The 16,057-nt window shown below is 43.3% G+C and carries 9 protein-coding genes; all 9 read right to left on the reverse strand.

All coding sequences use genetic code 11. From position 1 onward, the window contains the following. Positions 1-695 precede the first annotated feature (695 nt). The 9 genes from ABD930_RS21670 to ABD930_RS21710 all read right to left on the reverse strand — a co-directional run bounded on the left by ABD930_RS21670 (position 696) and on the right by ABD930_RS21710 (position 15,986). Complete coding sequence (locus ABD930_RS21670; RefSeq protein WP_345235370.1) at positions 696-2,612, reverse strand: ATP-binding protein; 1,917 nt, start codon at positions 2,610-2,612, stop codon at positions 696-698. Next, a complete protein-coding gene (locus ABD930_RS21675; RefSeq protein WP_345235372.1) occupies positions 2,612-3,016 on the reverse strand; it encodes a hypothetical protein in 405 nt (134 codons plus the stop codon). Before ABD930_RS21675 ends, ABD930_RS21670 begins: the two co-directional genes overlap by 1 nt. Before the next feature lie 18 nt (positions 3,017-3,034). Continuing rightward, positions 3,035-3,310 carry a helix-turn-helix domain-containing protein gene (locus ABD930_RS21680; RefSeq protein ID WP_345235374.1) on the reverse strand — a complete coding sequence of 92 codons (276 nt, stop codon included), beginning with the start codon at positions 3,308-3,310 and terminating at the stop codon, positions 3,035-3,037. 572 nt (positions 3,311-3,882) lie between these two features. After that, the gene (locus ABD930_RS21685; RefSeq protein ID WP_345235376.1) at positions 3,883-4,167 is read right to left on the reverse strand and encodes a DUF6922 domain-containing protein; all 285 of its coding nucleotides are present in this window, start codon (positions 4,165-4,167) and stop codon (positions 3,883-3,885) included. A 502-nt stretch (positions 4,168-4,669) separates the two neighbouring features. After that, complete coding sequence (locus tag ABD930_RS21690) at positions 4,670-7,021, reverse strand: GH92 family glycosyl hydrolase (RefSeq protein ID WP_345235378.1); 2,352 nt, start codon at positions 7,019-7,021, stop codon at positions 4,670-4,672. Next, positions 7,021-8,406, reverse strand: coding sequence for an SGNH/GDSL hydrolase family protein (locus ABD930_RS21695; protein WP_345235380.1), 1,386 nt, complete (start codon positions 8,404-8,406; stop codon positions 7,021-7,023). Before ABD930_RS21695 ends, ABD930_RS21690 begins: the two co-directional genes overlap by 1 nt. Before the next feature lie 175 nt (positions 8,407-8,581). After that, a complete protein-coding gene (locus ABD930_RS21700; RefSeq protein WP_345235382.1) occupies positions 8,582-11,137 on the reverse strand; it encodes a glycoside hydrolase family 38 C-terminal domain-containing protein in 2,556 nt (851 codons plus the stop codon). Position 11,138: 1 nt separating this feature from the next. Beyond that, a complete protein-coding gene (locus ABD930_RS21705; protein WP_345235384.1) occupies positions 11,139-12,596 on the reverse strand; it encodes a RagB/SusD family nutrient uptake outer membrane protein in 1,458 nt (485 codons plus the stop codon). A 42-nt stretch (positions 12,597-12,638) separates the two neighbouring features. Further along, positions 12,639-15,986 (reverse strand): TonB-dependent receptor, encoded by a 3,348-nt coding sequence (locus tag ABD930_RS21710; protein WP_345235385.1) that lies wholly within the window; start codon positions 15,984-15,986, stop codon positions 12,639-12,641. Positions 15,987-16,057 lie beyond the last annotated feature (71 nt).

Raw genomic sequence — 16,057 nt, forward strand, 5'->3', positions numbered from 1 at the left:
TCGAATCCATTCGCCTCCAAAATTTACATCTTGTAGTGGGATGCACTAGCGTTCCTGTAAATTTTGAAGCGAAGAGTTTTATTCGTGTTGTGGTTTATTTTTAAAAGCACTCATGAGAACGCTCCACTAAGTTCTTTGGTTACCTTTCTTTTGCGGAAAAAGAAAGTATAATAAAAACCTTCTTTAAGTATCAACAATCAACCGCATGTTAGGTGCGCTTGACCTGAATATTGTGTTCAAACTATGCGATACTTTTGTCATCGTAGGGAGCAAAACAGCTCGATGACGAATTACCTTTTCCCGATGACTATTCACTTTCGTCATCGAACAAAACACTTTTGTTCGAAAATTGGGTCTGACTCAAAAAAGGTAAATCCCAACAAAAAAACGCCCTTTAAATAGTAAAGAACAATAGTTATCCCTTTCAGAACAGATTAAAACACCAAAAAAGGGGGTAAAATCCTGCCAAAATTTTTTCGCCCTTGCCGAATTTTGGCAGGATTTTATCCCATCCATTCGCAGACTTTGTCGTATCTTTTATACCCTTGCCGGCACTGGTGCTTAAATTCAATTTAAAGAAATCAATTTAGTATATGACAAAAAGGAACGATTGGTTTTCAATGGTTGCCCTTGAAAACAATCGACCACTGCTTTGACCGCCTGAATCTGAAAGTCCTGTTCTTTAAATTGTAATTTCATTTTTTATCAGTCTTAGCTTTAATATAGGCCTGTTCAGGATGATTGATCATGTCCGGAAATTTGTAAAGTAGTTTTTTACTATTGATCATTGGCGTTAGAAATTTACGCTTTACATAATCCTCGCTCCGCCCTAAAAGAAGAGCAAATTCAGATGCTTTGAAATAGCTTTTTTCACATATATCTACTATCACATCTTCTATAATAAGTGGATCTGATGTTCTTTTTGGTAGTTTATTTATTTTTTTTAGCGTTTGCTCTCCAATCTTTGCTGCCACCGCTTTATAATCAATAGTAACTGGTGCACTAAGGCTTTGAGGTGGTGCACTAAGGCTTTGAGGTGGTGCACTAAGGTCTTGAGGTGGTGTCTTAAGATTAAGATCATCAACTGGTGTACTAACGCTCACAGGTGGTTTACTATCTTCTGCTTCATCTCCGCTAACAAAGTTTGTCCCAACAACATAATAGGTAGCTCTACCTTTACCTTTTTGATCTAGTAATTCTTTTAGACGCATATCCCTAAGATCACTACTGGCTTTGAGAATATCTACACCATTAAGCTGTCGATACGAAGAATTATCTATAGCACCCACTTCTCGGGTGAAGATCAAAGCACGTTTCTGATCTTCATTCAAACCATAAATTTCAAAAGTGGACAACCATTGAACATCATCAGTACCTAAGAAATGATGAAGAAGTAAACGTACCGTAAACTGGTTTCGTCCATGATCACTTTCAAATGTAGGCGGTAAAAGATTAGCTTTTTCCATCAAAGCTCTCATCGTACGTACACCCGAACCTTTGGTCTCTGCCAAGTTAGTCTCGTGAAATACAGCTGCAATAAACGGGTTCCGACTCTTTGAACCAGGTTCTCCCAAATGATCTTCTGGTTTTAGCGAAAAGCCCGGATTTTTAATCTCGATCCGATTTCCATAGCGAATAATCTGAATAGGCTGATTTTCGCGGTAAGTTCTATGGATTAACGCATTAACAATAGCCTCGCGAAGGACACGGGTGGGCAATCCAATACTTTCGGCCTGGAGTTCGCCTTCTGGCAACACAAAACCTTTAGGCAAATCATCCGTAATCTGACTAAACACACGTTGCACCATTTCCAACAAGGATCCTCGCATATCAATTGTCGTAAACCTATTCTCAGGATCTTCCATCCATTCATTGCCCGGTACACGTACATAATCTACCCGCACCATAGGCAAAAGTCGGCGATGTGCTATGCGTTTTCCAAAGAGCAATAATCCGGCATACGTCAATTGGATTTCTCCTTTTTCTTTTCGGATACACCCTAATGAATAGAGTAAATCTTCATCATTGTACTGCAGTTCTTCCGCAAAAGAATTTACCTTACTACGAAGCTGTCTATATAACGCTAGAGCTTCTTCACTAATATCGTCGAGAGAAGAACCGCTTACCAAAGTACTATCAAAACTATCTTCTTTATTAAAGAATACAAACAGATCATCGTCTGTACAGCGTTGATCTGAAGAACCTATACGACGGTACGCCCCCTGCGGCAAATTCTCATTCCGAAAATATGCCGGCTTTTGTCCATCTGGAAGTTCAGATACGTACGCAACGATGACGTTTCTTCCGTTTACAGATTCGACCTGTATAGTGGGCCGTATAGGCTGATTGAACATCGATGCACACTGCGTGCTTAAATCCAGCTGTATTTTGTCTGACTGCTCTATACCCGAAGCATAGTAAGTAGGAAATAAGGATAACTCTTCCTGTTCCACACCAAGCAAAATGTAACCACCTCCCAAACCCGGTTCATTGGAGAAGCCACATACGCTTTCCAATATGGATCGATCGATAGCGCTTCCGCGCTTAGCTTCTATCCAATTACACTCATCGGTGTGATTGAGCTGTTGAATTAATTCTGCTGCACTTTTCATTAGATCACCTTCATTTCAGTCTCCGGACTCAACTGCTTTAGCAATTGCTTGACATTTACCTTTGCCGTATCATCCTTAAATTCATTGTCTCTAAAGACTACACGCAAAGGTTGGTCTTTCGCGATTTCTTTGGCAAAAGCTTCATCAATGCCTTTGTCAAAACATGCGTACAGGGAGTTTTCAGCAACACGAAACACTTCTTTTCCTGCAATTTCCAATCGTTGGATTTTCAAGCTCAATGGAAGTCCCCAGTCGAGCATAACTTGTGCTAAAAGGTCGTCAGCTGTCCGGTCAGATTTTCCTGTATCACTTTCCGTCACACAGTTCGGAAACAATTCAGCCAATTTTTCTATATTCCGATTCACCAAATCCGGTGATTGCATGTCTAATTTATCTACACTCATTTCGCTATTCTATTTAGGTTATTTAATCCTTTTCAATGCCAATTCCAACGCTTCCTTTTGATGGGATTCCGTTTCCACTGTTTTAAGTATCCGATCCGCTAGCCACAAGGTCAACAGTTCCTGTTCGGAAACCTGGAAGATGCCTGCAATTTTTGTGAGATCCTCTTTCCTGAAAAAACGGTCACCCCGTTCCATCTTGCTCAACAAAGCCGTGTCTATATCTAGCTGAGCAGCAAGCTGCCGGATCAAGATATTGTTCGTCTCACGCAATTCCCGAATCTTTTCTCCAATCATGATTTTGTTGTTTGAAATTTGACTTGACAATTATTGGCTAATATAGAGGTTTTTGGTTAGATTTGAGAATATATCTAGGACTATAACTTGGAAATATGAGCAGGAGATTCGTGAACGGACGACTTTTGAAAAAAGCACTAAGAATAGGTCAAAACCTTTTGATCCAAAGAGTCTAGTGGGTATAATACTTGGAGCGAAAATGCTCGATAGCGATAAGGAGACTATCAAAAACTTGGTTTTACAACTAAATAAGTATAATATTGAAATCATAGATAGCTACATTGATGTGGCTAATAATCGTATCCGATTGAAAAAGAACGGTCTTAAATTAAGGTAGTCTGCTCTTCAAAGCAAGATCGTCCGGTTTCTCATTAAATATACATAAATATAAATTATTGGTAAATAATTAGTTAACTTCCTTGTTAACCAGTTTACTTATCGTAAGATTTTCCATTGAGTTTACTTAACATATCAGAAGCGGCGCACAACGCCTTGAATTCAAATTGTTATAAACAACCTATTCTCTATTAGTAATGTCTACATAGGGGGGCGAAAACTAGGGTACAACGATGTTATTGATAACGTAAAAACTGCTTCACATGATAACGACGAGCAACAAGTTTACACACCTCATTACTTATACGTTCTTTTGTGCTTTGCAATTCCTTAAAGATCTGAACTTTGCTATATAACTTCTCCAAGGGCTGGATATCTTTAGCAAATGTTTCAGCAGTTGTAGCAATTAGAGCCCTGGGGATAATAAAATCACTGTCATCCTGAATATCTAAATTCTTTGGATCGACATCACAAAATAAATGTTTGGGCAGGATTCGTAATATATCCTTTATAGCGCTCATTCATGCAAATTTACCACATATCGAAATCAAAAAAAATATTTTAAAATAAATTTGCGATAAAGTACATGCTAAGAAGGCTTTAAACAGTGTTCTTGTTATTCCTCCGGTCGGTTCACGCCTTTCGTTCGTACCTCACTTCAGGCATTCACCCACCTCCGGAACCCCACAGCAAACGTATTCCCTTAATCGCTGATTTCCTTAATCCTTCATTCATCACCTTTTCCGGTCATACCCTTGCTTTATCCATTGCATTATGATCTATATACTCTTAAGTGGAGCGTTCATATCTTTGAAGAGTGGAAATGTATGATGCTCCGAAAAGGTGTTTCTGAAGAAGAAACTATCAAAAGAATGAATGGTCCCAATAAGGCTTTTCCGGACGCACTAGTTATGAATTACGAAGGCCTCATACCAAACCTGATATTACCCGATTCTGATGATTGCCATGTACTAGCTGCTGCTATTAAAGCCGATGCAAATTTGACCTCACTGCCTGAAGCAATTAATCTGTCTCTAAGGTATTCACCGGTGTATTCCCCATTTCTAAGCGTAACTCACCCCCTTTAATCACATCCGTATGCAGCAGATAACTCTTATGATAAGGCTTACCGTTGAGTTGGATGGACTGGATATAGACATGCTCAGGTGAATTGTTTTCGGCGACAATGGTAAACGTTTTTCCAGCAGCATATGCGCTATCCAAACGAATGTCAACTTTATCGAAAAGCGGACTCGTGATCTCATAGCGCCCATCGGCAGCAGCTATCGGATGGATACCGCTTGCAGCCAAGACATACCAAGCAGACATCTGCCCGACATCTTCATTCCCTACCAAACCCTTTTCCACCGCGTTGTGATACGCTTGTGTACATATTTTTCGTGTCCACTGTTGCGTTAAAGCAGGTTTTCCTAAACGGTTGAATAGAAAGGCGGCATGATGTACCGGTTCATTGGCATGGTTATAAAAGGCATTCCAGTGAAAATCTTCAGGTGTTTTTTCAAAAAAAGAGGTCAAGTCTTGCAGCATTCGTTCCTTTCCTCCTAAAAGCGTTGCCAATCCGGAAATATCATGTGGCACAAACCATCCTTGCTGATACGGATTACATTCTATCGTGCCATACCACTCCTTTTCCCTACCTGCTGTGGGCCATGCTAACCACTGGCCCTGTTCGTCTTTCGGTCGGAACCAGCCCTTAGTTGAATCAAACAAATTTCGATAGGCAGACGCCTGTTGCGCATAACGTGCTGCATCGTCCTTTTTCCCTAATTGTTGGGCCAAGGTACTCAAACACCAATCGTTATAGGCATATTCCAAGGTCAAGGAAATTCCTAAATTACCAGGTGTATAGCCTAAACTATCATTTCCAAACTTCGCTAAAGAACCTACAGCCAATTGATAAGCTCGGTCTATCGGGTAATTCCGAATACCCTTGGAATAGGCTTCCGCAAGAACGTTCACGGCAGGATTGCCTATCATACAGCCGGAATAGGCATTCATCATTTCCCAACGTTCAAAGTAGGGTTGTTTTTTCTCGGCGGCAAGATCCGTTAATGATTGTAGCAGGTCGCTTACGACCTGTGGATTAATTAAGGTCTGTAGCGGTATCTGACTCCGGAATACATCCCACCCGCTAAAAATCGTACGTCGGGTATGTCCATTTTCTGCCTGATGGATTTTAGCATCACCACCGGGATATCGACCATCTACATCCTGCAACGTGCGTGGATCAAGCATTGTTCGGTAGAGTGCCGTATAAAATACTTTTCGTTGCTCGGCTGTACCTCCCGTTATTTGCATTTTACGCAGCGCATCCGACCATAATTGACGTGCCTGTTCATGCGTACGGTCAAAATCCCAGTCTTTGATCTCCGCCTTCAAATTCTTTTTCGCTCCCGCTTCATCCACGAAAGAGATACCCACTTTCATCAATACTTGCTCCTGATCTGTTGTGGCAAAGGTGGTATAAAAACCTGTATGCTTACCGGTTGCTTCCCGTAATCCATCCTGAACCTTTGCATGCGCAATCCATTGCTGATAATAATCAGCCGTCACATTTTCCAGCTTTCGATGGGCGGTATCCGGAATATCGGCTTGCCAGATACCGACATGCTGCAAAGGCTTACTAAATTCGGCGTAAAAATAAACCGTATAATTGGCTTTGCCATCGCCATTACCCCAGCCACCACCATCAGGTGTACAGCGCATCCACCCGCCAATACTATGTTCGTCTAAAACACGCACCTCTTGCCGGGTAGAAGTACCACCAACCCGTCGGGCCAAGTCAATCTGTATCCGTGACGTAGCATGTTCAGGAAAAGTAAATCGCAACATACCGCTATGAGGTGCAGCCGTCATCTCTGCTTTGATATGGTGATCGGTTAATAGCACCCCATAATATCCCGCAGATGCCTGTTCGCTGGATTTATCATAATAACTACGGTAGCCATCACTTTTTCCTTCTACACCGGCGTTGGTTTTCAGCGGCCCTGCGCTAGGCATAACCAGGAAATTACCTAAATCGCCATACCAACCGATACCACTCATCTGGGTGAAGGCAAAACCTTCGATGGTTTTATGTTCATAACTATAGCCCGAACCATTATCTCCACCGGTAATGGTATTCGGACTTACTTGCACCATTCCAAAAGGGGTGGTTGCTCCAGGAATGGTTTTTCCCAAGCCGTGGTATACCCCAGCGGCGCCAACACTGGTGCTGGCGCCGATAAACGGATTAACCTCATCTACGATATCCGATGCTTCGGTATGCTTCGTTCCCTCACATGCTGCACTAAACAGGAGCACAAAAAATACATATGAAGCGAGGGATAAAGCGCGATATATCTTCATTTTCATTAAATAGCCGTTAAAGTAACTTGATGTTTCTTCGGTTTGTTTACGCGATACATTTCGTCACGTAAACCCTGCATCTCTTTCTCCAGCCGCTTCCGTGTTGATGGCGTTACCACCTCCTTATAATCATTGGTCTTTGCCTTGAGCCAACCATTATCTTCCTGATGTTTCATGATCGTATCCATAGCAGCAGCATTATCCGCAAGCAAAAGTCCTTTTTCTTGTAAAAAATCGTAGTTCACCCAATAATAATTCCGGAACTTCGCTTCTAGCTCCCGGTGTTTTCTATTCAAGTCCATTAGCTGTAGTGCTTGTTGGTATTGCGGTGTATGGGTAATCTCGGCTAAGTTGATGCCTTTACCACATTCTTCAGCCGTATAAGTTCCCATCTCCTCACCATCGATCTTTAGGATATAATTGCCCGATTTCAACCCTTCAACGGTAATCCGCTCTTGATTAAACTCCTGGGTAAAGGGAATAACATCCAATGCTTCTTTCTGGATTTGGTTGTTTTGCCAAACACGTGGTAAGGTATCTATAGGATAGGGCAAGGAATGCGCCAAATAGTCAAAACTAATTTCGCCTTCTTTTTGCTGTACATGTTTTACTTGGGCATTCTCCGATCGACTTAATTTCCCCTCCGCATTGATCACGATATCCGCTACGGGTTTACCCGCCAGACCTTGGGCTTTTAGGAAAAAATAGGCCATTACAAAATGACCGGCACTTCCGGGATGGATCCGATCAGGGCCCGTGAGGGTAAAATCCGGCTTCTGCTGCTGTTCACGATAGGTGATGTCCAGCATGGGATGCAATAAATCTACAAAGCCCCACCCATTACGTTGCGCAGCTTCTTCCTGAAAACGGGCAATGAGATCAAGGGTATGGCTCTTGCCTTTGAAATAATTATCCTTATTCTGCATCGTTTCATCATACGGTGATGATGTCATGAGTATTTTCTGGATACGGGAATGTGCTTTTAACTCCTTTTCGATTTTTAAAAAGCTGGCGTAAGAGGTGTCTACCGCATCCTGCGTTACCTGTGCCGTCTTAGTGGTATCACCATATTCAAAGTACCGGCTGTCATTCATACCAAAGGTCACGACCAATACAGACGGATCTTTAGCCAACAAATCCTTCGATAAACGAGCATAAATCTGTCCGGCTACATCACCACCTACCCCGCCATTGAAAACCTGTAAGCGTTCTTTGGGGAAATGCGTGATATAATAGAGCCAAATGTAATTTTCATAGAGGCCGGCTTCCGTGATACTGTTGCCAGCGAATACGACGCGATCGCCCTTCTTAAAGGGTTGCAGCAATTGAGCAAAAGTTCCGTTAATCGCTCCCATTAAGAGAATCACTAAAAAAAGAGGTATTTTTTTCATCTGTTTATATTTTATTTTTAGTTGTCAGATGGAGCCTTTGATGATTGAGATAATCATTGCACTGTTGGTTAATGATTATCTCAATCATGTCGGGTTCATTATAACAATTTATTGAGGACCGACTTCGGTCTTGTCCAACTGAACACGACTACCGTTCGATTCCGGGTTAATATACTCATTTTTTCATCTTTACACGGACGGTCTGTATACCAAACCGAGGCATTTGTATGCTAAACTGACAACCTTTTGCCTTATCGCTGATGGGCAGATTTGCTAACGGTTTTCCGTTCAGATCTTCCGAGGTTACTTGTCCAGGCTTGAACCCTAAATCGACAGTAAGGGGTTTATCGTCGCCAGCGGCATTGAAAATACGAAGCAGCAGGTCTTCCCCCGAATAGTACAAGGCACTCAGTTGATAACCCGGTTTAGTAAAATGCAACAACGAGCTTTCCTTGGCTACAGCGATCCGCCGATTATGATTGACCAGTAGAGGATTGCTTAACCGATCATGTGCAAACCAAAGCTGTGCCTTTGCCCAATCATTGGCATGAAGCAATAGGCTATACTGCATGTGAGTAGGCCCTTCTACGTCATAGTTACGCCCCCATAAGCCTTTTCCCGCATACTGTACGGTTAAAGCCAGTGGCTCTCCTTCCCCATGTGCATAGGTTGTTGTATGATCGCTCATCAAAGCAAGTCCGATATGCTCCTTATCACTATTCACCTCTACCCAATCCAGCAAGATATTATTTTTAATACTGTCCCAGCTCGAAAAAAAAGTATTGGAAAGCTTACTTTCCGTAACATCAAACGGTGCGTTTTTAACGATACGCTGCTGCGCTAAATTTGTCGGAAATAAGGCCAAAAGCTTGTATTTATCATTATAAAACGCTTTCTTACGGGATTCAGCTTTCGCATGCTGATCATCAAACTGTCCAATATGGGGTTGCCCTTGCCAATCAATACTCAGCTGTACATCAATGCGCGCTTGCCCTTTGGTAAAGGAAAGCTCCTGCGTAAAGGGATGTTCAGCGATTTTACCATGAACGGCTAATCGCAATCGCACCGGGCCATTTTCCAATACCTGAATCCTTGCCGGGTTTTCCGTGCTGGAACGAAAGCGATTTTGATCGTAAAAGAAACCGCGCAATTCATTAAATCCCTTTCCTTGACTGGTATCTACCCACTCTTTGCTTGGCTCTGTTTTGGAACGCAAACTCCGGATGACACCACCCTGCTTCACATCCAAGGTCAGGGTATAAGCATCGGTCTCCACTTTCCACTCCTGCTCATCTGGCGTAAGCTTTGCTAGCGGAGATATCGAAGACTCCATTTTCTTTAACTGGTAAGTTGCCTCCCCCATGGGCGGTACCTGTGCTAAAAACAGGAGTTGATATCCCTCCTGCGCCCTGTTCCGGTTCCATTGAGTGGGTAAAACGTTGCCCTTAGCGTCTACAACCACCAAACTGGTATCCGCATCCATTTGGTTTACCGGATAGCTTACCACATCTTCCCGCGCATAAGGTAGTACATTACGCACCACTAGGGCAGCATGCTCTCCTTGGTTTGCCGATGCTCCAGTCTGCATTACCGAATCAGCAACCCGTATGGTATGAGCGGTCCATTGCCTCACCTTCCCTGCCCAATCCAGGCTGTCCACCTTGTTATACGGAACAATCCAACAATCATGGTGCTGCGCCAATAATAAGGGATACCAAGCATCTTTTAAGGCAACACGTGGAAAAGCAATTCCTAACGATGCCTGATCCATCGCTGCCCATTTTTCGGCCATGAGGATCTTATTTTCGGCTTGGCGCACGTGTTGGGCAATGCGCTGTAGCACTTGTGCCCCCCAAACCAAACTTACCTGAATATCTTCTTGTGACAGGCGCCATTTTTCCAAATCCCTACGGGTACTTACCTCTTCAAAATAGTTACGCCACGTGGTATAGCTAACCGGGTGATACTCGCCCTTATTTTTGCCCAGCCATGGACCGTTTCTCCAACCTGCATCCTGTAGGCACATCCCTACCGGATGTGCAATACCTGCTTGAAATGCAGTTCGGATAAAATGATTGGTATTAGCATTGCCAATGGTTTCCCACGTTGAACCCGCTTTCAGTTTCTCCATCGCGTAACGTGGAACGGTAGGAATCGCCGTGCCGTCTGGCCCCACCCAATCCAGCATTTCCCCACCATAAGCGCGCACATAACCTCCCCAACAGGTGTTGGGGTTTTTTAGTGAAGCATATTTAAAACCGAAACCACGTAAAATCTGCGGTAAGGCACTGGTGAAGCAAGGTTCTTCGGAAGAATAGGTATCGAAAGTCATGGAGGGAAAATGCTTGTGCAATTCTTCCATGCCATAGGCAAATTGCCGAATGATGCTCTCGCCCGATATATTGTAGAGATAGGACTGCCCATAAGCAGGATTGACATATTCAATACGCTCGGCAGTCGAGGGATCGGCTACCATAGCTTTAAATGCCGCATAGCCCTCCTGATCCACCGTGGCTACCCAATCCCAAGTAGCTGGTTCGATCTCTACGTTCATTTTCCAATCCGGATGCTGCCGCAATTGCTGTACCAGGTAGCGCGTATATTGCGGTGGATAGTGACCCCACTTTCCCCCATGGAAGCCATCTACAAAATAGGCCGTTTGGGCAAATCCCATTGTGGCCAATAGCAGCAGGCAACATCCGATAGACCAGATCTTACGTAATCCCGCCATTTTATTTCAGGTTTGGATTTGCCTGAATTTCAGCAAGCGGAATAAGCCATAATAGATCTTTCTCCTCAAAAGCCCGATTATGGTTCGGCGCTTTAAAGCCAATCAGGCTGACGATACGGTCATTTTCCACATCGAAGGCCTTACGTGTACGGATCATATCGAACCAGGTATGCAACTCAAAACACAATTCCCAATACCGTTCTTTCAGCACGTCATCCGTACTGATGCTGGACGGTCTTTTAGACGATGGAAAAGCCCGTTTATGCACACTATAATAGGCATCTAAAGCTGCTGCATCCTGTGTTGTGCCGCCGTCTACCATCGTTTTGGCTTCTGCACCTAACAGCAGCACATCAGCATAGCGCATTAAGGGGAAATTAGCCCCTGAACGGGAGGTTTGCTCCGCCTCATCGTCCCAAAACTTATAAATAAAAGGGGTATTAGACACCTTAAAGAAAAACTGTTTTTCCTGTTTACGCAGATCATCAGCTGCATACGAATCGTAAAATGCCGTTGTTGGTGCCATGGAACCACCCATATTGGGAATAACGGAAACCGGTTTTGACGGTTCGGGATAGGGCATAAAATGAAAATGGATAATGCTCGTTGCGTTCTTCTGGTCGCGCTGATTCATGAGGATATGCTCTCCACTATTGTTTTTGGCTGGATCCCGAAGATCGGCATAGCTGGCAAATAAACTATATTCGCCTGCGTTAATGACTTCCATACTTTTATCATAGGCCATTTGATAATAATTTGCGCCTTTTTGCAATGGATAACCAGCCATCGTTATGTATACCTCAGCTAACAACGATTTTACCGCTGCTAGGTTAACCCGGCCACTTTTATCTGTCCATGGCAGACCGGCATTTTCGGCAAACTGCAGATCGCTTACAATCTGGTTATAGATCTCTTCTATCGGCGATTTTCCAATCTGGATATTATCCAGATTTAAGGTTGGTTCCGTTTTCAATGGAATGCTACCGAATAGGCGTACGGCACGAAAATAATAATAAGCCCGCAAAAAATAGACCTCCCCGAGAAAGCGGTTCTTAGTTTCTTCGTTTACCACACTTGTTTGCGACACATTAGCGATAAAACTGTTGCAGTTTTCGATTGGAATATAGGTCGCATTCCACCAGGTTTCAAATCGTCCATTGGAATTTTGGATATTTTGCAAAAGTAGAAATTGATCGTCATCGCCTCCGGTCGGACGTGGACGCCTGCTATAGCCGGTTATGTATTCCAGTGCATATACCGGACTTGCCGCTAACGTAATTTCTGAGGCGAAAGGCATATTCAGTCCGTCGTAAGTACCATTGGCCGCTGCATGGATCTGCTCTTCGGTTTTATAATACTGATCGGTGGTTAAAAAACTGGCAGGTTCTTCCTCTAGAAATTTAGTGCAAGAACTTAGCAACAACACGGTCAATGCCGATAATTTAACAAAGGTTTTCATAGGTTTCTCTATTTTTTTCAATATTTTCATCAGTAATAGGAATTAAAAACTGGTTTTCAAGGAAAAGGAAATCGTCCGTGGCTTGGGATATTGATAAACGTCTACCCCCTGATTCAATGCCGCATCAAAAGAGGTTACTTCCGGATCGTAGCCACTATAACCGGTGAAGAGTGCCGCATTTTCTACGTTTACGCCGAATACCAGACTATTCAATTTTATTTTTTGCAACCAGTCTTTGTTAAACTGATAGGAAAAGCCGACATTCCGTATACGCAAGAAAGAAGCATCTTCCACGTTGAAGGAATCCCCGCCTTCATTATCAAAACCGTCCGAATTAACGCGCAGTTGACCCAGCATTGTATTTTGATGCTCCGGTGTCCAAGCGTCTAGAATAGACTTAAAACTGTTGATGTTTGGTCCTGGATTGACCATTAGCACGCGCGCTAAACTGATCACATGGTTTCCATAAGCCCCCTGTAAATCGACAAACAGCGAAAAGCCCTTATAGCTAAAGGTATTGGTCATGTTCATTTCCCATTTTGGCATGGCATTGCCCAGATTGACTCGATCATCTGCATCTTTAGCGCCATTTCCATTGGTATCCTGGTATTTGATGTCGCCTGGTTTCTTCCCATATTGAGCCGCCTCTTCCGCTTCACCCGTGCCCCAAACGCCCAAGCGCTCATAACCAAAAAACTCATTCAGCGGCCCTCCGGCGATAATCCGGCCGAACCAAGGATAAATCACATCATTATTAATGTCGATGACCTTCGAACGGTTCAGGGAAAAATTATAACCGGTGCTCCAAGTAAAATCTCCTTTTTTCATCGTAACGGCATTCACACCGAGTTCTATCCCCTTATTCTCGATGCTGCCAATATTGTCGAAAACATTGGTATATCCCGTAGTTACAGGAAGTTTCCGTAAATAAAGTAGATCATCATTCCGTTTATTATAGGCATCTGCCGTCAGCAACAATCGACCCTGGAATAAACTAAGGTCTAAACCGACATTCAACTGTTTGGCTTTCTCCCAGCGCAAGTCGGGATTTCCTAAACCGGCTAAGGTTACAGCCGACTCGTAGTTGTTATTAAATACCGCTTGTCCGTTGTTATAACGATTTAAGGTGACATAGTCGCCTATTTCTGCATTCCCTACAATCCCATAACTGGCTCTTAACTTTAGATCGTTGATGCCCGTATTCATGTCTTTAAAGAAAGACTCCTGCGAAATCCGCCAAGCTGCGGAGAAAGAAGGGAAAAAGCCGTATTTGTTATGTTTACCAAAGCGGGAGCTTCCATCTACCCGAAAAGAAGCGCCCAGCAAATAGCGATCGTCAAAATTATAATTCGCCCGCGCAAAATAGGAGTTCAATTGATTTTCTGTTTTTCCTGAACTCGGAATTTGTGGTGTCGTTCCTGTTCCCAGGTTATTGTCTTGGAAATAATCATCGAAGAAACCTTCTGCTCCGGCCTGATCGGTTGAGGTAACATAATAGTACCAGCTCGCTCCAGCCACCGCATTGAGGTGATGTTTATCCCACGATTGGTTATAAGAGAAATAATTCTCCGTAGTCCATGAGCCAAAATCAGTATGTGCACGCTGGGCTACCCCCTGCTGATTTTCACCTACATCATAGACCGTCCGCCCACCATAATAATGAGTATAACCAGACGACAATTGTCCGCTTACCGAGGTATTAAAATCCAACTTATCTGTCAAATGGAAGGTAGCCATTAAATTGCCGAGCGACTGGCTGCGGCCGGTCACGTTCTTCACTTCATTGAGTAATTTAACCGGATTTTCGGAGTTTTCCGCTCCAGGATAGTCTCCTTTCCGACTATACGTGCCGTCTGCATATTGTACCGGTAAAAAAGGCAGGTATTCCAACGTTTCCCGCAATGGATTTAAACCGAGTGTATTATTATCAATGTTATTACTCTGATAGCCACCTGCATTGATATTGGCCTTAATATTCAACCAAGACTTCACATCCCAATCCAGATTCAAAAAACCATTCAATTGCTTGTAATAGCTATTTAGCATAATCCCTTGGTTGTTTCTATAGGATATATTTGCCAATACTTTAATGTTATCCTTACCGCCCGAAAAAGTAAGCGCATGCTGATGCGAAACCGCCACACGGGTAGCCTCGCGCTGCCAATTCACCTGATATTTTGGCGTTCCATCGCTATTGAACAGATCGTCTTTTCGTTTAAAGGCATTATCGGGATCCAGGTGTGGAGCAAGCCGGCCAGGCACATATTCGTATTGCCGCTTAAACATTTCCAAGCTTTCGTTAGCGTCCAGTAAATCCAGTTCACGAGGAAGCGAGCCAAAGCTAAGGGTATTATCGAAGGCAATCTGAGCGGTATTTGGATCTCCGTTCTTAGTGGTGATGACCACCACGCCATTGGCACCTCTTGAGCCATAAATAGCCGCTGATGACGCATCTTTCAGCACATCTACGGATTGAATAATGGCTGGATCGATGGTTGTCGGGTCAGCACCGACAATACCATCAATAACATATAGTGGTGTATTAGAACCATTGATAGAACCTGTTCCCCGTATTTTAATAGCGGGGTTCCCTCCGGGTTTACCCGAATTTAAACTGATATTCACACCAGCTATCTTACCGGCCATTCCTTGAAGCAGATTCTGTGCTGTTGGCCGTTCCAGCAGCTCCTCTCCTTTTACCGAACCTACGGCCGTACTGAGGTTCGCCTTTCGGGAGGTACCATACCCGACCACTACAATCTGATCAAGACTATTACTAGCCGTTGCTAAAGTGATGGTTAGCTGACTCGAGTCGGTTAAGACAAGTTCTTTTTCGGTATAACCAATATAGGATACCAGCAAAACATCACCCGACGATGCCTCTATAGTAAAAGCACCTTCGGCATTGGTGACGGTACCTTTTGCCGATCCACGAAGCTTAACCGATGCCCCAGGTAAAGGTTTACCTTCTTCATCAAGCACCTTACCTTGCACCCGGAATTGCTGAAGATGATCGGTTGACACTTGTTTTTTTTCGGTAATAAAGATCGTTTGGCCTTTAATCTGATAGTCTAGAGATAAATGCTGTAGAATGGTTTTCAAAGCATCATCGACACGAGCATCTTTTATGTTGACATCCACTTTGCTGATTTTATCCAGCAGTTGGTCATTATAAAAAAAGGTGTAATCCGATTGTTTTTCAATCGATGCAAAGATATCCGACAGTAATGCTTGCCTTGCGACAAGGGTAATCCCTTGAGCAGAAACGGGTAAAGCAACAAGCATAAGCCACGTCATCAGCATCAGTCCCCATGCCGATCTGCTATACCCTTTTTTTTCGAAAGTTTGGCTAATAGCCTTCCATTTCGCCTCTTTTTTGATTGCGATCATATGAATTCAATATATATTAGGATTGTTAGTTTATATTCAATTTTCCCCTTTGTTCGTTTTCTATATTATCT

The sequence above is a fragment of the Olivibacter ginsenosidimutans genome (assembly GCF_039542865.1).
GTDB classification, from domain to species: Bacteria; Bacteroidota; Bacteroidia; order Sphingobacteriales; family Sphingobacteriaceae; genus Olivibacter; species Olivibacter ginsenosidimutans.

Excerpts from the sequence above, each read along its gene's own strand:
- ABD930_RS21695 (WP_345235380.1), bottom strand. The coding sequence starts at position 8,406 with ATGAAAAAAATACCTCTTTTTTTAGTGATTCTCTTAATGGGAGCGATT.
- ABD930_RS21685 (WP_345235376.1), bottom strand. The coding sequence starts at position 4,167 with ATGAGCGCTATAAAGGATATATTACGAATCCTGCCCAAACATTTATTT.
- ABD930_RS21700 (WP_345235382.1), bottom strand. The coding sequence starts at position 11,137 with ATGGCGGGATTACGTAAGATCTGGTCTATCGGATGTTGCCTGCTGCTA.
- ABD930_RS21710 (WP_345235385.1), bottom strand. The coding sequence starts at position 15,986 with ATGATCGCAATCAAAAAAGAGGCGAAATGGAAGGCTATTAGCCAAACT.
- ABD930_RS21705 (WP_345235384.1), bottom strand. The coding sequence starts at position 12,596 with ATGAAAACCTTTGTTAAATTATCGGCATTGACCGTGTTGTTGCTAAGT.
- ABD930_RS21690 (WP_345235378.1), bottom strand. The coding sequence starts at position 7,021 with ATGAAAATGAAGATATATCGCGCTTTATCCCTCGCTTCATATGTATTT.
- ABD930_RS21680 (WP_345235374.1), bottom strand. The coding sequence starts at position 3,310 with ATGATTGGAGAAAAGATTCGGGAATTGCGTGAGACGAACAATATCTTG.
- ABD930_RS21670 (WP_345235370.1), bottom strand. The coding sequence starts at position 2,612 with ATGAAAAGTGCAGCAGAATTAATTCAACAGCTCAATCACACCGATGAG.
- ABD930_RS21675 (WP_345235372.1), bottom strand. The coding sequence starts at position 3,016 with ATGAGTGTAGATAAATTAGACATGCAATCACCGGATTTGGTGAATCGG.